Origin of the sequence: Rhizobium sp. Root491, from assembly GCF_001427205.1 — a bacterium.
GTDB classification, from domain to species: domain Bacteria; phylum Pseudomonadota; class Alphaproteobacteria; order Rhizobiales; family Rhizobiaceae; genus Agrobacterium; species Agrobacterium tumefaciens.
On the sequence record NZ_LMFF01000001.1, the window covers coordinates 986,869 to 1,004,271 of the forward strand.

18 protein-coding genes, 1 tRNA gene and 1 riboswitch are annotated in these 17,403 nt (G+C 57.8%); of the genes, 8 read left to right on the top strand and 11 right to left on the bottom strand.

Features of this window, described 5'->3' with window-relative positions; genetic code table 11:
• Nucleotides 1-12: 12 nt before the first annotated feature.
• Nucleotides 13-279 carry a DUF6460 domain-containing protein gene (locus tag ASD46_RS04895; protein WP_003514949.1) on the top strand — a complete coding sequence of 89 codons (267 nt, stop codon included), beginning with the start codon at nucleotides 13-15 and terminating at the stop codon, nucleotides 277-279.
• 1 nt (nucleotide 280) lies between these two features.
• Nucleotides 281-778, top strand: coding sequence for a CAP domain-containing protein (locus ASD46_RS04900; RefSeq protein WP_013635432.1), 498 nt, complete (start codon nucleotides 281-283; stop codon nucleotides 776-778).
• A 120-nt stretch (nucleotides 779-898) separates the two neighbouring features.
• Here the strand turns inward: ASD46_RS04900 and ASD46_RS04905 are convergent, their stop codons facing one another.
• Both ASD46_RS04905 and ASD46_RS04910 read right to left on the bottom strand, forming a co-directional pair.
• Nucleotides 899-1,990, bottom strand: a complete 1,092-nt coding sequence (locus tag ASD46_RS04905) for a quinone-dependent dihydroorotate dehydrogenase (protein WP_013635431.1) — start codon at nucleotides 1,988-1,990, stop codon at nucleotides 899-901.
• The gene (locus ASD46_RS04910; protein ID WP_013635430.1) at nucleotides 1,990-2,343 is read right to left on the bottom strand and encodes a DUF952 domain-containing protein; all 354 of its coding nucleotides are present in this window, start codon (nucleotides 2,341-2,343) and stop codon (nucleotides 1,990-1,992) included. Before ASD46_RS04910 ends, ASD46_RS04905 begins: the two co-directional genes overlap by 1 nt.
• Before the next feature lie 244 nt (nucleotides 2,344-2,587).
• Between ASD46_RS04910 and ASD46_RS04915 the strand changes: the two genes are divergently transcribed.
• Together ASD46_RS04915 and ASD46_RS04920 are read left to right on the top strand one after the other, a co-directional pair.
• Complete coding sequence (locus ASD46_RS04915) at nucleotides 2,588-3,238, top strand: response regulator (RefSeq protein WP_003514945.1); 651 nt, start codon at nucleotides 2,588-2,590, stop codon at nucleotides 3,236-3,238.
• Between the two features lie 111 nt (nucleotides 3,239-3,349).
• On the top strand, nucleotides 3,350-4,000 hold the full coding sequence (locus ASD46_RS04920) for a helix-turn-helix transcriptional regulator (protein ID WP_003514944.1): 651 nt from the start codon (nucleotides 3,350-3,352) through the stop codon (nucleotides 3,998-4,000).
• Between the two features lie 74 nt (nucleotides 4,001-4,074).
• Here the strand turns inward: ASD46_RS04920 and ASD46_RS04925 are convergent, their stop codons facing one another.
• Together ASD46_RS04925 and uppY are read right to left on the bottom strand one after the other, a co-directional pair.
• The gene (locus ASD46_RS04925; protein WP_025592407.1) at nucleotides 4,075-4,827 is read right to left on the bottom strand and encodes a polysaccharide deacetylase family protein; all 753 of its coding nucleotides are present in this window, start codon (nucleotides 4,825-4,827) and stop codon (nucleotides 4,075-4,077) included.
• 27 nt (nucleotides 4,828-4,854) lie between these two features.
• Nucleotides 4,855-6,150 (bottom strand): Wzy-type polysaccharide biosynthesis protein UppY, encoded by a 1,296-nt coding sequence (uppY, locus tag ASD46_RS04930; protein WP_025592405.1) that lies wholly within the window; start codon nucleotides 6,148-6,150, stop codon nucleotides 4,855-4,857.
• A gap of 350 nt (nucleotides 6,151-6,500) precedes the next feature.
• Between uppY and uppX the strand changes: the two genes are divergently transcribed.
• A complete protein-coding gene (uppX, locus tag ASD46_RS04935; RefSeq protein ID WP_236772146.1) occupies nucleotides 6,501-7,727 on the top strand; it encodes a Wzx-type polysaccharide biosynthesis protein UppX in 1,227 nt (408 codons plus the stop codon).
• Between the two features lie 40 nt (nucleotides 7,728-7,767).
• Here the strand turns inward: uppX and ASD46_RS04940 are convergent, their stop codons facing one another.
• Nucleotides 7,768-8,529, bottom strand: a complete 762-nt coding sequence (locus ASD46_RS04940; protein WP_019564339.1) for a transporter substrate-binding domain-containing protein — start codon at nucleotides 8,527-8,529, stop codon at nucleotides 7,768-7,770.
• Nucleotides 8,530-8,699: 170 nt separating this feature from the next.
• Between ASD46_RS04940 and ASD46_RS04945 the strand changes: the two genes are divergently transcribed.
• Nucleotides 8,700-10,637 (top strand): glycosyltransferase family 2 protein, encoded by a 1,938-nt coding sequence (locus ASD46_RS04945; protein ID WP_025592401.1) that lies wholly within the window; start codon nucleotides 8,700-8,702, stop codon nucleotides 10,635-10,637.
• Between the two features lie 135 nt (nucleotides 10,638-10,772).
• Here ASD46_RS04945 and ASD46_RS04950 read toward each other — a convergent pair whose 3' ends face one another.
• The 4 genes from ASD46_RS04950 to ASD46_RS04965 form a co-directional block, all read right to left on the bottom strand.
• A complete protein-coding gene (locus tag ASD46_RS04950) occupies nucleotides 10,773-11,066 on the bottom strand; it encodes a hypothetical protein (protein WP_025592400.1) in 294 nt (97 codons plus the stop codon).
• 90 nt (nucleotides 11,067-11,156) lie between these two features.
• On the bottom strand, nucleotides 11,157-11,843 hold the full coding sequence (gene aqpZ, locus ASD46_RS04955; protein WP_019564342.1) for an aquaporin Z: 687 nt from the start codon (nucleotides 11,841-11,843) through the stop codon (nucleotides 11,157-11,159).
• Nucleotides 11,844-11,997: 154 nt separating this feature from the next.
• Nucleotides 11,998-12,071, bottom strand: a tRNA-Gly gene (locus ASD46_RS04960).
• A gap of 56 nt (nucleotides 12,072-12,127) precedes the next feature.
• Nucleotides 12,128-13,225, bottom strand: a complete 1,098-nt coding sequence (locus tag ASD46_RS04965) for a 2'-deoxycytidine 5'-triphosphate deaminase (RefSeq protein ID WP_003514935.1) — start codon at nucleotides 13,223-13,225, stop codon at nucleotides 12,128-12,130.
• Nucleotides 13,226-13,298: 73 nt separating this feature from the next.
• A riboswitch (SAM riboswitch) is annotated at nucleotides 13,299-13,377 on the top strand.
• Nucleotides 13,378-13,419: 42 nt separating this feature from the next.
• On the opposite strand from ASD46_RS04965, the gene ASD46_RS04970 reads away from it, so the two are divergent.
• Both ASD46_RS04970 and apaG read left to right on the top strand, forming a co-directional pair.
• The gene (locus ASD46_RS04970) at nucleotides 13,420-14,604 is read left to right on the top strand and encodes an O-succinylhomoserine sulfhydrylase (protein WP_003514934.1); all 1,185 of its coding nucleotides are present in this window, start codon (nucleotides 13,420-13,422) and stop codon (nucleotides 14,602-14,604) included.
• 236 nt (nucleotides 14,605-14,840) lie between these two features.
• Nucleotides 14,841-15,233 (top strand): Co2+/Mg2+ efflux protein ApaG, encoded by a 393-nt coding sequence (apaG, locus tag ASD46_RS04975; protein ID WP_003514932.1) that lies wholly within the window; start codon nucleotides 14,841-14,843, stop codon nucleotides 15,231-15,233.
• Nucleotides 15,234-15,271: 38 nt separating this feature from the next.
• Here apaG and ASD46_RS04980 read toward each other — a convergent pair whose 3' ends face one another.
• Both ASD46_RS04980 and argF read right to left on the bottom strand, forming a co-directional pair.
• Nucleotides 15,272-16,261 carry an Hsp33 family molecular chaperone gene (locus ASD46_RS04980; protein ID WP_003514930.1) on the bottom strand — a complete coding sequence of 330 codons (990 nt, stop codon included), beginning with the start codon at nucleotides 16,259-16,261 and terminating at the stop codon, nucleotides 15,272-15,274.
• 223 nt (nucleotides 16,262-16,484) lie between these two features.
• The gene (gene argF, locus ASD46_RS04985) at nucleotides 16,485-17,402 is read right to left on the bottom strand and encodes an ornithine carbamoyltransferase (RefSeq protein WP_003514928.1); all 918 of its coding nucleotides are present in this window, start codon (nucleotides 17,400-17,402) and stop codon (nucleotides 16,485-16,487) included.
• Between the last annotated feature and the right edge of the window lies 1 nt (nucleotide 17,403).

A 17,403-nucleotide genomic window follows, 5' to 3' on the forward strand; every position in this document is an offset into this window, starting at 1 on the left:
GGAGACTTGCTGATGGCCGGTGAGGTCAACAAAATGCTGGGTGATACGGTGGCCCGCACCGTGGTGAAGCTGCTGGTGGTTTCATTGCTTGTCGGCTTTCTGATGGCGATCTTCGGATTGACGCCATGGAATATCATCTATGGCGCACGCGACTTCGTGGTCGATCTGTGGCGCAGCGGTTTCCACGCGCTTGGCGCAATCGGCGACTATCTGATCCTTGGCGCGACGATCGTCATACCCATTTTCATCATCCTGCGCCTTCTGAGCTATCGCCGCTGACATGACCGACACATCTTTCCAGACGCTTACGCGGCGCGGCTTCGTGCTGATTTCCGCCGGTTCCGTTCTTTCCGCCTGTGTTTCCGTGCCTACAAACAAGGGCATGCCGTCAGGCACCCGCGATGAGACCGCGGCAGCGCTTCCAATGGTCAACGAGTTGCGCCGCTCGAAAGGGCTTTCGCCACTCTCCTTCAGTAGTGCGGCAAGTGGTGCGGCCGCTTATCAGGCCGGACGCATGGTCAAGGCGCAGAAGATGGCGCATCTGATCGGCCTGACCGACAGTTTCCTCATCCGCATGAAGGACGGCAATGTGCCGCTACCAGCAGCGGAAAACGTGGCGGCCGGGCAGGACAGCGTGGAGCGTGTCGTCAAGGCCTGGATCGGCTCGAAACATCATCTCGAAAACATGCTCGGACCATATAATGGCCTTGGCGTCGCGGTCGCCTATGATGCCGCAAGCCGCAACCGGCCCTATTGGGCGATGGTGCTCTGCGCGTGAGATAACGGGGGGGCCTCCACCGTCATTCCTGTCCCTGTCACAGGGATGAGGCAGGAGAGCACACCACCACGATAAGCAATTATCTTAACCGACGCAGCGTCTCGACCGTTCAGGTCATCGTCATCCAAGCTTGCGGTCGGCCCAGCGGTCGACCGTGCTGTCGCGTAGGTCACGAATTGACTGCACACCTTCGCGAGAGACCAGCTTCGACAGGCCTTTGACGATGGACGACGGCAGGCCGGGGCCTTCATAGACCATGCAGGAATAGAGCTGAACCAGATCGGCCCCTGCCCTTACCTTTTCCAGTGCCGTTTCCGGCGAAGAAACGCCGCCGACGCCGATGATGGGCAGATTGCTGCCGACGCGCCGGCGCATCTTGGCGAGAACAGTGGTCGACAGCTCGAATAGCGGCTTGCCGGACAATCCACCCGCCTCACCCTTATGCGGACCGGGCCGCAGACCTTCACGCGAGAGCGTGGTGTTGGAGACGATCAGGCCATCGAGATCATGGGCCAGCGCCTCTTCCGCCACGTCATCCAGCCCTTCCTCGGTCAGATCGGGCGCGATCTTCAGGAAGATCGGAATGCGTTTGCCAAAGCGTTCGGCTTCTGCCCTGCGGCGCTCCAGCACGGCGCCAAGAAGTGCCGCGAGGCTTTCGCGCGCCTGCAAGTCACGCAGACCCGGCGTATTGGGCGAAGAGATGTTAACAGTGAAATAGGATGCGACCGAATAAAAGGCCTCGATGCCCTGCACATAATCGGCGATGCGGTCTTCGCTGTCCTTGTTGGCACCGATATTGACGCCGACGATACCGCGTAGCTGCGCCTGCTTCAGGCGCTCCAGCGCTGCGGCATGGCCTTCATTGTTGAAACCGAGGCGGTTGATGACGCCTTCATCCTCAACCAGACGGAAGATGCGAGGTTTGGGATTGCCGGATTGCCCACGCGGCGTGACGGTGCCGATTTCAGTAAAGCCGAAACCGAGCCTCAGAAGTGGTCCCGGGACTTCCGCATTCTTGTCGTAACCCGCCGCCATGCCGAGCGGATTGGGGAAAACGAGGCCTGCAACGGTCTGCTGCAGACGCGGATCGTGCGGCACCATGCAGGTGGGCAGAAAGCCGCTTTTCAGCGCCGCCACGGACAGACCATGTGCCTTTTCCGGATCGACAAGAAACAGGCCCTTGCGGCCGATTGAGGAAAATAATCCGCTCATCACAAAATCTCCGGAAACTGGTGCTGGCCATCGTGGCCAAGTGAAAGCGGCGTTTCCCAAAGCACGGCGGTCAAGGGAAGAGACGCATAGAGATGGGGGAAAAGATCGCCGCCTCTCGAGGGTTCATAAACCAGCTTGTCGCCAAGTGCTGCACCATCAACAGCGATCAGAAGCAGGTCGGCCTGGCCGGAAAAATGCCGGGCGGCAGTCTCGGCCGCCTGCTTTGCCGTTGAAAAATGAATGAACCCATCCGTCAGATCGATGGCGGCGCCTTCGAAGACGCCTTGTGCCCTGGCTGCATTCCACAACGTCTCCGGCACGATTTTGTAAATGATCGCGGGCGTTTCGTGCATGGGGCTCTCCGAAGGCTTTCCAAGGCTTTTCAGTCTGGGCGGTTTGCCGCAAAGCGGATCGATTGTCCACAGTTTCCACGGCATTTTTATTGCCGCGACGGCTGTTCCCAAGCTTTTTCTTGTAATACGCAACCGATTAGAGCAACCTTTCAGCAGAGGAGCCGGAAGCAGTCTAGACTGCCGGCAAACGGGAGTGCGCCATACCTTTCAAAGAACCGCATAACGCCCTTGGGAGGGGGCCAGAATGTCGGAACTTGTCATTATCATCGCAGACGACCACCCGCTTTTTCGCGGTGCCCTCAAACAGGCCGTATCCGGTCTCGACGGGCAGCAGACAATCATGGAAGCCGGGGATTTCGAGGCTGCCAGAAGTGCCGCGACGGCGTGCAACGACGCCGATCTGATGCTTCTGGACCTCGCCATGCCGGGTGTCAGCGGATTTTCAGGCCTGATGGCGCTGCGGGCGGAATTTTCCAGCCTGCCCATCGTCATCGTTTCGGCAACGGACGACGCAACCACTGTTCGCCGGTCCATCGAACTCGGCGCTTCCGGTTTTATTTCCAAATCCTCGGGCATCGACGATATCAGGGATGGCATTCGCGCGGTTCTTGAAGGGGATGTGTGGATACCGGCAAGCTGTCAGGGCGAAAAGGAGCATGATCCTGACGTGGCTGATCTCATCGGCCGGCTCAGAACGCTGACGCCGCAACAGAGCCGGGTTCTGGGCATGCTGGCCGAAGGCCTGCTGAACAAGCAGATCGCCTATGCGCTGAATGTTTCGGAAGCCACCATCAAGGCGCATGTCTCCGCTATTCTGTTGAAGCTTAAGGTCGATAGCCGTACACAGGCGGTGATACAGCTCAGCAAGATAAACACATCGGCCATGGTGGCATAATCGAGGATTTTATTCCTTTCTTTTCTTTACTCCTGACGGGATATGGTCTAGATTCCGCGGAGTAAACGACAGGAGCTTTTCCGCCACGGGCTCCACCTGCGGGCTTTCATCATGCTTTCACACGAGACGATCTGGAGCGCCATCGATACGCTTGCCAAGCGTCACCAGCTGACGCCCTCGGCGTTGGCGAAGCGTGCCGGTCTCGATCCTACCTCGTTCAACAAATCGAAACGTTTCGGCCCGGATGGCCGTAAACGCTGGCCTTCGACGGAATCGGTATCCAAGGTGCTGGAGGCGACGGGGGCAAGCGTCGACCAGTTTTTTGGTTATGCTTTCGGCAGGACGCAGACAATGCAGCCTTCCGGTGCGGACAATGCCATCCCCCTGCTCGGTTTTGCGCAGGCGGGCTCCGGCGGCTTTTTCGACGATGGCGGTTTTCCGGCCGGTCAAGGCTGGGATGTGGTGGAGTTCCCCTCTTCTCCCGAACGCAAGCAGGGCGTCTACGCGCTGGAAGTACAGGGCGAAAGCATGATGCCGCTTTACCGCGACGGCGATATCCTGATCGTGGAGCCGGGCGCGCAGGTGCGGCGCGGCGACCGCGTGGTGCTGAAAAGCCGAGACGGCGAAGTGATGGCCAAGGTGCTGGCGCGGCAAAGCCCCAAGAATATCGAGCTTCTTTCGCTCAATCCCGAACATCCGAACCGCAGCTTCGACATGGCCGATGTGGAATGGATCGCCCGCATCATCTGGGCCAGCCAATAGACACCCGCCATTGCGAAGACAGGCGTCCTACTTGCCCGGGCACAACTCAGAGAGCAGGCGTCGATACTATCCCTTTACAGACCGAGTGACGTTGCCGCGGCATCAACCGTCATGATCTTCGCACCGCCGGAAGCTGCCCTGCGGACAAGGCTCTGAAGTTTGTCTTCCGGGCAACCGTAAAAGCTCGGCGTCTGCGAAACATCATGGGTGAAAATGATGAGCCAGCCGCCATTTTGCAAAACATCCTCGAGCCAACGATCGGCGGCATCGAGATAGTTTTGGTCCGCGCGCAACTCCACCCCGGCAAGATTGTACGGATCGATGCTGCCCCGGTTGATGCCAGGCATGATGCCGCGAGCGGTCTTGAACCTTCGTCGCAACAGGGGCTGCATGACGGGCGAGGCCATGCCGAAAGGAACGGAGAAATTCCGCCTGCCTCGGTTTTCGGCGAACGATCCCAGCACGGTTTCGTTGTGATCAAGATCCTCTTCAAGCCCGCGCCGTGAAAAGCTCGAGAGTTTGCGATGGGAAAAAGTATGGCAGGCAAGCTCGTGGCCGGCCGCTGCAAGTTCCGAACAGCCTTCGGTTGAAATCATGTCCTGCTGTTCATAGTGTTTGTCGATAAAAGTACCTGCGAGATAAAATGTCCCGCGAACACCCTCGCTTTCCAGAATGCGCGCGCCCTTCGTCCAGGCGCTCGCCGGCACATCATCGAATGTGAAGGAGACGATTGGTTCGGACGTTTTGATCAGCGCCGCCGGTCCTGGAAAGTACTGCACCAGCCGGTTATTGATCCTGTCTGCAAATGTCCCGATTTTTTGTGTCATGCATAAGCCCCCCGGCCTGTCTGCAAATTACTGCCCCTGCTCAAGTATGTCGTACGCCTGATGCCTCAAACAATAGATTGCAATCAGTAGAGAAGACCAGATAGGCCCGGTTCCGGTAAAGAAATTACTCTCAAGACACGAAGAAAGCAGTGCATACACCCAAATTCGTGCAAAAAGCCGCGTTAATGCCGGATCGGTACCCTTGTTCACAGCTATACGAAAATCGTTTGCGGGTATGATGACGAGCCATATGACGATGAGAACAAAGGCCGGCAGGCCGCCATTCAGCAGGCTTTCGACAAAGCCGTTATGGGCATGGAAGGCGGTGACCGCCCAGGTGCCGGCAGTATCGGCCTGCGCCAGAAGCCGGTCACTCGTCCAGAATGCCTGAAAACCCTGCCCGAAGATCGGCGATTGCGCAAACGTGTCGAAGGACAGGCGCCATATATCCGTTCGGCCGGTAAAGGTGGAATCGATCCCCAGACTATCGACCACATGCCGTATGCTCGGAAAATAGGTGGAGCCGACCGCGAGGATGTTGAGGAAAGCCAGAAGACCTCCGATCATCAGCAATGTCCGACCGGCATGTCTTTCCATGACCCAGACCAGCGCAACAGTGACGGGCAACAGCATCGCTGCGGTCTTCCCGTTGGTTTTCCAGAGGAAGAACCCTGCCAGAAGCGTGATGACAATGCCGCCGACCGTCGACCAGCTATTGCGCAGGTAAAGCCCGATCATGACGAGAATGATCATGGCCGGAGCGGCGGCATTCTTGTGATTGAAGATGCCGCGCCAATCGCCGGCGAGCGCCGTTTCATCGAGATCGTAGGGCTGGTGGATCGAGCGCGAGCGCAGAAAGATCACCCCGAAGTAGCAGAGCGCCAGCAGGATGACGGCGAAGATGGCCATCATCCGGTCGAACTGCCGCCTGTCGCGCGGCATGACGACGAGGACGCTGGTGATGAAGCACAGAAGGCCCGTAAAGAGCAAACGTTGCAGCGAAGTGCCAGGCTGGGAGCCAAGCACCGAACAAATCACCAGCCAGGAAAACAACAGCAGAATGGGCAGACGCGGCCGCAACAAAAGCCCCGTCAGCCGATGACGCAGGGCAAAAACACCCAGCATCAGCGCAATTACCAGCCCGGTCAGCTGGTTTGCGGCGGCGTGCGGCACGGGTGCAGCCGCAAGATTTTCGAAAGGCGCAACGGAAATCCAGATATAAAGCATCGTGACGACGAAAAAAATCGCGTCGCGACGGCCGCCCGTAAGCGACATGCTGTTGCTTTGTACAGGAATGGACTGCGTATCAGTAAAAGGCGGCATCGTCGGCCACATCGAAAAAGGATAATCGGATCATTGGCCTGCCTTGTGACGAACAACGAAACCCTTTTTGAAACCGGGCCATGTCCAAATAACCATAACAGTCATTATCATCATTATTATACAATTGCTTTAACCCTCTCTTACCTCAAGAAGGCTAAGACTGGGCAACTGCCATTCATAGAGGTCGACGGCCTTCGAATTATTGCCCCCTTGCCGGGTTTTCCAGTTCATCAATTTTAAGAACACGGCAGTTATCTTGAATTCGCCCGGCGACGCCGGAAAGCACGGAGAATAAGGTGTCGTTGAATACACCGCGGTTCAGCCATCTAGTCAGACTGGGATTGACCTATATGGCATCCGGCGGGGCGCTTTTGATGTCCAGCGCCGCCCAGCTTTTGACCTTCGCCCTGCTTGCCCGCCATCTCGGCGTGGAACAATTCGCGCTCTATGCCTCGATCACGGCCGTGACCAATCTCGGCGTACAGATTTGTGGTTTCGGTTCGCAGGAATCGCTGATCCGCCGCGTGGCGCAGGATCGCAGCATGTTTCCCGTGATGCTCGGCCACAGCTATCTCTTGAGCGCCGCTACCGGCATTGTGCTGACCATCATCGGCATGGTCACGATCCCGGTGTTTTTCCCGACGTCGGAAACATTGCTGCATACCCTCATCACCACTTTCGTGATCCTGGTGACGAACCTCATCCTTCTGAAAGTCATTTCGCTTTCGACCCAAAGCTTCATCGCCCATTCCGACTTCGCCTCCGCCAACAAGCTGGAAGTGATGTTCGCCGTTGCCCGCACAATTGCCGCCGTGGTCGCCTGTCTCATCTTCAAGGTGGAGACGGTGGAGGCCTGGGCCCTGTGGAACCTGGCTGCCCATACGATTGCGGCAGTGATTTCGCTGAAGGCGATCGGCAGGCTCGGTCGGCCGGTCTTTCGGATCGTTCGCGATGAAATCCGCATCGGCATCCTGTTTTCCACCCAGTTCCTGTTCAAGGCCGTGCGTGGCAATGCCGATATTCTCGTTCTCGGTGCCGTTGCCAGCGCCGAGGTTCTGGGCAGCTACTCCATTGCCCGGCGAATTCTCGACAGCTCATACCTCTCCGTCGAGGCTCTCAACCGGCTGATCTATCCGGGGTCGGCCTCAGCCGCCCTGCAGGGTATCGGAAAGACTATAGAGCGCGCTTATAATGTGCTGAAGGCAGCGCTTGTCATCGCAGTCGGCAGCGCGCTGGTCATCTTCATCATCGCACCCTTCCTGCCGCTACTGTTCGGCGACGAATACGTCTCGCTGCCGATCATCACCCGTATCCTTTGCTGGGTCGTGCTGCCGATGGCCGTTGCGGCAACCGCGCTTGAGGCGCTTGGCGCATCCGGACGGCAGGATATCCGCGCCAAGATATGGAACAGCGGCAATCTCATCGGCTCCGTTATCGTCGCCTTCCTCACCTGGTCGTTCAGCATTTCCGGAACGATCGGCAGCTATTTCTTCGTGGAAGCCGCCATCGCCGCCGCCGTTTGGATCGCGCTTTTGCGATTGCGGCACAACGAAAAAGCCTTTGCGCCCGCCAAATAGAACGTCATCCGGGCGCCGAGCCGAGTGAAACCGGATTTCTCTAATAAAGCCCGTAGGGGAAATAACGCCGGTAGATTTCTTCCAGCCGGCCATTGCGCGAAAGTGCGGCAAGCGCCTGATCAAAGGCCGGTACAAGCACATCGTCCGGATCAACTGCCATGATGGAAAGGCCTTCGCCAAGAAATCTGTCGGATAAATAAGGTCCGCCGAAAAGCGCACAGCAAGCACCGGACGCGCTTCCCGAAACCCAGAAAGGCAGGCGCAGCCCATCCGCAAAAACGGCGTCCACCTTGCCCGTCTTCAACGCCTCATACATGGGTTCGTAACCATTAAAGCCTTCAGCCGAGGCTTTGGGAAAAAATGCCTTGAGCATCTGTTCGTGCCGCGAGCCCGTGACCACACCCACCTTCTTTCCCGACAGGGCATCTGCGCCGGAGCCAGTGAATTTCGCCGCTTTGTTGACGGCAAGACGCGCGGGCAACAGCAGATAGGGTCGCGAGAAGGTGAAACTCTTTCGCAGATCGGCGGTGGTGGCAATGCCGGAAATCACCGCTTCGCCCTCTCCCATTTCCAGCGCTGCCTCCAGCTCGTCAAACGGCAGTGCCTGCACCTGGCATTTGCTCTCAACTTTCAGCTGGGCGCAGATTTCGCGCACCAGATCGACATGAAAACCGGCAAGCCGGCCTTCCTGATCGGTAAAATTGAAGGGTGGGAAATCGACCGACATCAAAAACCTGATCCGGGGCACGGAGGAGAGATCGCCACCCGGAAACCGCTCCTGCGCATCAAACAGCACCGGCATGCGGTTTCTGTCCGAGAGACCTTCCGCGTGAAGTTTTCCCAAATTACCACCGAATTGTAAAGCGATAGCTAAAGTAAAACCAATACCTATATTTCGCGTTACATTCATCATTCTCATCTATACTGTCCGTAGCAAGAAGCAGGGCGTTACCATGACGGCGGCGGCGATGCATGGATTATTTTAAGCACTATACACGAGAATCGTTCCGCACGACGTCAGCGGGGCGAAAAATTGCGTTTTCGCTCATCAGCGACAATCCGCTTTGGACAGCGCCCGAACCGGACGAGCATGGGCCAACACGCTTTCTCTCTTCGCTGGGATTCGGCAAGCCTTATATCGCTGCATTCGAAGAGCAGGCCCTCAAAAACGGCTCAACCGTGGAAGACGAATTGCTGGCGAGCGGCCTAGTCGATGCGGATGCGTATTACGGTGCTTTTGCCAGATTGTTGCGATTGCCGTTTCGACCGGAAATCGATCCGGGTCGTGTGGCAGACATCAATCACCTGGACGCGCAACTAGCCGAACCACGGCTCCTGCGGTTGACACCGCTGAATGGTAAGCCAGTGCTGCTGATCGTGCCGGAACTGGCAAGAATGGAATTGCTGAAAGGCATCCTCGATCAGCGTCCGTATCTTCTTGAAGAACTTGCCGTGACCACGCCACAGGCCATGCGCAGCGCGATCTGGAAGGCGGGCGAAGCACGCCGCTGCCGAGACACGCGACATCAGCTTTTCAACGCGGCGCCACAGCATTCCGCAAGGATCACGCTGCATGGCGAGCAGGGTTTTGTCAGCGGCATTTTCGTTACCCTGCTCGTTCTGTCGCTACTGTTTTATACGCAGGCGGCCCTGGCCTATATTCACGTCACCCTCACGATGCTTTATCTCTCCACCTTGCTTTTCAGGTTGTTTGCACTCGTCCATACGCCAAAAGGAAACGATCCGAAAAACGTCATACCACTCCAGCAGGACGGAGAGCTGCCGGTCTACACTATTCTTATGCCGCTTTATCGCGAAGAGGCGGTCGTTGAGCAGCTCATTCATGCGCTGGAGCGGCTGGACTGGCCCAAATCCCGGCTCGATATCAAGCTCGTCTGCGAGGCAGACGACGTAGCGACGATCGAGGCCATCCAGCGGATAAATCCCGGTCCGCATATCGAGATCGTCAGGGTGCCGCCATCCATGCCACGCACGAAGCCCAAGGCCCTGACCTATGCGCTTTCCGGCGCGCGTGGCACTTTCGTTGCCGTTTACGACGCCGAGGACCGGCCGCATCCGCTGCAATTGCGCGAGGCCTATGCCGCCTTCCGCGACCAGCCGGACGAGGTGGCCTGTGTGCAGGCGCCGCTTATTATCAGCAATGCCAGTTCCTCCTGGCTCAGCGCCTGTTTCGCACTGGAATATTCCGGCCTTTTCCGCTGCATGTTGCCCGTTCTTGCAGCGTGCAGGTTACCGCTGCCGCTTGGTGGCACCTCCAACCATTTCCGCACCGCCGTTTTACGCCGGGTGGGAGGATGGGACCCCTATAATGTGACGGAAGATGCCGATATGGGCCTCCGGCTGCACAGGCTGGGTTATCGCTGTGGTGTCATCCGGCGGCAGACACTGGAGGATGCTCCAACCTCCCTTTCCGTCTGGCTGAACCAGCGCGCGCGTTGGTACAAGGGCTGGCTGCAAAGCTGGCTGGTCATGACCCGCTCGCCCTTCACGACCGCGCACCGCATGGGATGGATCGCCTATATCGTCTTTCAGCTGCTGATTGGCGGCATGCTTCTGTCGTCGCTGGCCCATCCCTTGCTGTTTGTTTCCTTCGCCTTCATGGCCATAGCAATCCGGGAAAACGGCGCGGATATGCTGCTTTCCTGGCAGGGCATTCTGTTTTTCATCGATACGCTGAATATTTTCGGAAGCTACGCCATCTTCGTACTGATGGGCAGAAACAGGATGATAGCTCATGAGAAACAACAGGTCGGACGGCGCTGGTTGGCGATCCCGCTTTACTGGCTGATGCTGTCACTCGCCGCATGGCGCGCCGTGGTGGAATTGAAAACCAAGCCGTTCGTCTGGAACAAGACGCCGCATATGCCGGTCATCAGGAACAAGGCCTGACGACCAGATTTTATAAACGAATTCCGGTTCCGTCAGCGCCGCCACTGCGGATATGGCACAAACCAAAAAGCCTTGCCGATCGAGGCTTCTCCATCGGCAAGCTTTATCGCTTCGCAAAAGATCGGCCGAGCAGCTCTATTTGGTAACGAGCTTGTTCTTGATGAGGCCGACAATGATCTGGACAATCAGGCCGCCGACGCCGCCGCCAACAAGCTGGCCGGCAAGAGCACCTATATCCATGCCGCCGGCGGCAGCAGTTCCCGCCGTCCCGAGCAGCGATCCGAGCACGGCTCCTCCGCCGATGCCGCCAATAGCGCCGGCAATCAGGTTGCCGAGCGCACCGAGATCGGAATCCTTGAGTATTTTTCCGCCGGCCGAACCACCAACCGCACCGCCGACAATTTGGGCCAATATCGAAGTAAGATCCATGTCATCCTCCTCACAGGTTTCCCCGACCATTCGGGGAAACAATGCTTCCCATTCATGTCTGTGCGGGCCGGAGAAAGCGGGCTTTGAGCCTTAGTCTTTCTCGCCGAAAAGTTTCCAGACCACGGCGCCGATTGCGCCGCCGAGGATCGGAGCGAGCCAGAACAGCCAGAGCTGTTGCAGCGCCCATCCACCAACAAACAACGCCTGTCCCGTCGAGCGGGCCGGATTGACGGATGTATTGGTGACCGGAATGGAGATCAGATGAATAAGTGTGAGAGCAAGGCCGATGGCGATCGGCGCAAAACCAGTGGGAACCCTGCCATGCGTCGATCCCAGAATGACGATCAGGAAAAATGCCGTCAAAATGACTTCGATCAGCAGCGCCGACACGAGCGAATATCCACCCGGTGAATGTTCCCCGTAACCATTTGCGGCAAAACCGCCAATATCGGCACCGGCTTTACCGGTAAGGATGACATAAAGCGCCCCCGCCGCGACGATCGCACCCAGAACCTGCGCCACTATGTAAGGAACGAGGTTCGATGCCGGAAATTTGCCAGCAACGGACAGACCGACGGAAACGGCTGGATTAAAATGACCGCCCGAAATACCCCCGACCGCATATGCCATGGTCAAAACCGTCAGACCGAAAGCGAAAGCGACACCGAGAAAGCCAATGCCGAGTTCAGGAAAAGCAGCGGCAAAAACCGCACTGCCGCAACCTCCGAACACGAGCCAGAAAGTGCCAAGAAATTCCGAAAGAAGCTTGCGACTCATAACACTCCCCCAATAATGTTACGACCGCATCAACTATTACGTGCAATTTAATTGTAGTCAAGCTAAATCGCATAGTCGCACGTTTGCCGCAGCGATGGCGGTGACATGCGCGCTTTTGGCTGGCCAGGAAGTTGTTTGGATTGCCTTGAAAATATGGAGCGGGTGAAGGGAATCGAACCCTCGTATTCAGCTTGGGAAGCTGCTGCTCTACCATTGAGCTACACCCGCGCCGCGCACAAGACATCGGACAGTTCTTATCGGGTGTCAAGCACCCGACAGGATCATTACTCCGCGCGGAAATGCTTGGAGAGCTTCAGGCCCTGTGCCTGATAGTTGGAGCCAAGGCCGCTGCCGTAGAGGCCATCAGGTTTTTGCAACATGTGCTCGTAAACCAGCCGGCCGACGATCTGGCCGTGTTCGAGGATGAATGGCACCTCGTGGCTGCGCACCTCGAGAACGGCGCGGCTGCCCGTGCCGCCCGCCTGCGCATGGCCGAAGCCTGGATCGAAGAAGCCCGCATAATGCACGCGGAACTCGCCCACCAAGGGATCGAAGGGCGTCATTTCGGCCGCATAAAGTGGCGGTACATGCACGGCTTCACGCGAAACGAGAATATAGAACTCATCCGGATCGAGGATCAGTTCGGCACGGCCGCGGGCGTATAGAGGTTCCCAGAAATCGAGAACATCGTGCTGAGCCTTCTTGTCGACATCTACCACCGCCGTGTGATGCTTGCCGCGATAACCGATCAGCCCTTTTTCACCAAAACCCTTTAGGTCGATGGAAAGCGCGATGCCGCCGCCGGTCACATTAGGGGTTTCGCTGGCGACCAGCATCTCCGTCTCGTGCAATTTCAGAAGCTCGGCCTCGTTGAGCAACGAGTGGCCGATGCGGAAACGGATTTGCGAGAGGCGCGAGCCACGGCGCACGACGACCGGGAAGGTGCGCGGGCTGATTTCCAGATAGAGCGGGCCGGCATAGCCCGCAGGTATCTTGTCGAATTCCTGCGCATTGTCGGTCATGACGCGGGTGAAGATATCAAGACGCCCAGTCGAGCTTTTCGGATTGGCCGAAGCCGACATATCCGCCGGCAGCTCCAGGCTCTCCATCAAGGGCACGATGTAGACGCAACCGGTTTCCAGCACCGCCCCCTCGCTCAGATCGACCTCGTGCAGGCTGAAGCGGTTGAGCTTGTCGATGACTCGGGTTCCGGGGCCGGGCATGAAACTGGCGCGCACGCGATAGGCTTTGGAGCCCAGTCGCAGATCGAGGCTGGCGGGTTGCACCTGATCGACATCGAGATCAGCCTCGCTTTTCAGCTTGCCGCCCGCAAACAGCGCCCTGATCGCGCCATCCGCCAAAATGCCCGTGGTTCTGGTCATGATCATCATTCCTTTTTACGGCGACAAAACCAAAAGGAAAGCATTGACGCAAGCCGGTAACGGCAGTATGGCAAGCTTATCCCGTGGTGATTTGGCCGGTCGGCTTGCAGCCACGTTAAACAAGTGGCTAAAAAGACCGGGTGCTAGGAACCGGTCTGCTTTTGCGACCGGTTTTTTTGTTTTGAGGTGATCACATGAGCAATAAATGGCGCCCGGCAACCCAGCTCGTTCACGGTGGTACGCTACGCTCACCCTATGGTGAAACGTCGGAAGCGATCTATCTGACCCAGGGTTTCGTTTACGAAAACTCCGAAGCCGCCGAAGCGCGCTTCAAGGGCGAAACGGATGGCTTCATCTATGCCCGCTATGCAAGCCCGACCAATGACATGTTCGAAAAGCGCATGTGCCTGCTGGAAGGTGCGGAAGACGCCCGTGCGCTTGCCTCCGGCATGGCCGCCGTGACAGCCGCCATCATGTGCCAGCTGCGTGCCGGCGATCACATCGTTGCTGCCCGCGCGCTTTTTGGCTCCTGCCGTTGGGTGGTAGAAACGCTTGCACCCAAATACGGCATCGAGTGCACGCTGATCGACGGACGCGATCTCAACAATTGGGAAAAGGCGATCCAGCCGAACACCAAGCTGTTTTTCCTCGAAAGCCCGACCAACCCGACGCTCGAAGTGGTGGATATTGCCGGTGTGGCGAAGCTCGCCAACCAGATCGGCGCGAAAGTGGTTGTCGACAATGTTTTCGCCACACCGCTTTTCCAGAAGCCACTCGAACTCGGCGCCCACATCGTCGTTTATTCGGCGACGAAGCATATTGACGGTCAGGGCCGTTGCCTTGGCGGCGTGATCCTTTCCGACAAGAAGTGGATTGAGGAAGAGCTGCAGGACTATTTCCGCCACACCGGCCCAGCCATGTCGCCGTTCAATGCCTGGACGCTGCTGAAGGGCATCGAAACCCTGCCGCTGCGTGTCAAGCAGCAGACGGCCAATGCCTCGAAGATCGCCGATTTCCTCGCCGACAGCGGCAAGGTTGCCAAAGTGATCTATCCCGGTCGCGCCGACCATCCGCAGGCAGACATCATCGCGCGGCAGATGTCGGGCGGCTCGACGCTCGTGGCTTTCGAACTGAAGGGTGGCAAGGAAGCGGCATTCGCACTGCAGAACGCGCTTGATATCGTGAAGATTTCCAACAATCTCGGCGATGCCAAGAGCCTCATTACCCACCCTGGCACCACGACGCACAAGAACCTGACCGACGAGGCGCGTGCCGAACTGGGTATTTCCGGCGGGACCTTGCGTCTTTCCTGCGGTATCGAAGATACGGACGATCTGCTGGAAGATCTGGCGAAGGGTCTTGCGGCCGTTTCAGTTTAAGGATTCAGTCGACATACCGCCATGGCCCGACTTCCCCGTCGGGCCATGGCACGCATCCCGCCTGGGTGAAAGCCCGCGTCGGGCAACCAATATTTACCTTTACCGTTATCCCTAACGGTGAAAAAACGGCGCAACAGAAGATGCACGTGGTCGTCAAGTCATTCATTTTCTTGACGATAGCCAGAACCTGTAGTGTAGGATGATGGCAGCAGGGAAAATATCGAGGTGTGGCGCGTATGTATCGTGCTCTGACAAGGGATATCGAGGTAACGGTCGATCCGTATTATCTCGAGGAGCAGTCCGACCCGGATGACGATCGTTATGTCTGGGGCTATAAAGTCGTGATCTCGAACAATTCCGATGTTCCGATAACACTCGTCAACCGCTATTGGCACATCACCGACCAGAACGGACAGGTGGATGAGGTCTACGGGCCGGGTGTCGTCGGCGAAAAACCGCATCTGAACCCCGGCGACAGTTACGAATATTCATCCGGCTGCCCGCTGGATACGCCGTCAGGCCTTATGTTTGGCCATTATGAAATGGAAACGGACAAAGGCGAGGTGTTCAACGTCACCATCCCCGCCTTTTCACTGGATTCACCCGGCCTGTTGCGGGTGCTGAACTGACAAAAAAGCCGCGCCATTCACAAGCGCGGCTCTCCTCGTCAGACGTTTTCAAACTCGCTGACATCGTAGCGATAGGTCGTGGAGCAGAACTCGCACGTCACGGCAATCGCACCGTCTTCCTCACTCGCCTTGATCTCTTCGGCGGTGAAACCGGACAGCACACCCTTGATCTTGTCACGTGAACAGCTGCAACGGTCGAAAATGACCTGCGGATCGTAGATGCGCACGCCGCTCTCGTGGAAAAGCCTGTAAAGCAGACGCTCCACTGGCACCTGCGGATCGGTCAGCTCGTCGGTATCCACCGTATTCAGCAGCGACACTGCCTCTGTCCAGGCATCGTCCTCGGCCACTTCATAATCGCCCTCGTCGCCGTCACCGCCATGGAGATCGCGCATGCGCAAACGCTCGGGCGCCTGCGGCAGGAACTGGGCAATCACGCCGCCTGCACGCCAGCTATGGCGCGGCTTGCCTTCGCCGTCACGGTCGAAGAACTGGGCAACGCCGAGGCGCACGCGGGTGGGAAGCTGTTCCGACTGACGGAAATAAACCCCGGCGATTTCTTCCAGCGAAGAACCGTCCAGCGGCACGATGCCCTGATAAGGCTGCATGCCGACGCCCTGATCGATGGTGAAGGCCAGAATGCCGGTTCCGAGCAGTTGTTCGGGCGAGGTTTGCCCCGCAGCAACAGCTTCCGCCAGCCGCTCCTCATCGAAACGGGCATAAGCGCGCATGCTCTCGGGCGCGGTGAAATCCGCCACCAGAAGGTCAACCGGGCCGTCGCCCTTCGTCTGCACGGTCAGCTTGCCGGAAAATTTCAGGGATGTGCCGATCAGCGCCGTCAGAACCGTTGCTTCCGCCAGCAGGCGGGCGACAATCTCGGGATATTCGTGACGTTCGAGGATGGCATTCAACAGCGGCCCGACCTGTACGGCGCGACCGCGCACGTCCAGACCTTCGACCTGAAAGGGCACAACCTTGTCGTCGCCAGCTAAATCGAGATTGTCCAGTTCAACCGTTACATCTGCCATGTCATAACTCCTTGGCGCAGCCGTTGCGCCGCTACCGTCCAAAAGTCCGGCTTTTAAAATGTACTTTTTCAGCTTGTCGCACAGAGATCCGGGAAGCGAAACCGCCTCCGGGGAAAATCGTGCAAATCGTGAGGTGGCCCGCCAGCGAAAAGCCGACGAGCGTCTTCGAAGCCCCACAGATGGGAATGTGCATCGCCGAGTTCAAGCACCCGGCCGATAGCGGTCAGATGACGCCCATGCACCATGCGATAATGGACTTCTGCGCATGGAGCCGGTTTTCCGCCTCGTCGAAGACCACCGATTGCGGCCCGTCGATCACTGCATCCGTTACTTCCTCGCCGCGATGCGCCGGCAGGCAGTGCATGAACAGCGCTTCCTTGTTGGCCTTCGCCATCAGCGCTTCATTGACCTGATAAGGCTGGAAGATATTGTGGCCGCGCGCCTTGTGTTCCTGGTTCATGGACACCCAGGTATCGGTGACGACGCAATCAGCGCCCGCCACTGCCTTGTCGGCATCGTGGTACAGCGAGATTTCGCCGCCATTGTTGCGTGCCCAGTTCAGGAACTTGTCGTGCGGTTCCGAACCCATCGGTACTGCCATCGCCATGCGGTAACCGAAACGGGCGGAGCCTTCCACGAACGAATGCAGCACATTATTGCCGTCACCCGTCCAGGCAATGGTCTTGCCCTTGACCGGGCCGCGATGTTCCTCGAACGTCAATATATCCGCCATGATCTGGCAGGGATGCGTGTCGTCCGTCAGGCCATTGATAACAGGCACGGTGGCGTGTTCGGCAAGCTCGAGCAGACGCGAGTGATCCGTGGTGCGGATCATGATGGCATCGACATAGCGCGACAGCACCTTGGCCGTATCGCCAATCGTTTCCGCGCGGCCCAGCTGCATTTCCGTGCCCGACAGGAAAAGGGTCTCACCGCCGAGTTGGCGCATGCCGACATCGAAGGAGACGCGGGTGCGTGTGGACGGTTTTTCGAAAATCATTGCCAGCATCTTGCCAGCAAGCGGCTTTTCCGCCGTGCCGGTTTTGGTGGCAATCTTGCGCGTGCGCGCATCATCAAGAATTGTCCGCAGATCCTCCGACCCGACGGCCGAGAGGTCCAGAAAATGTTTTGGTGAACCCATT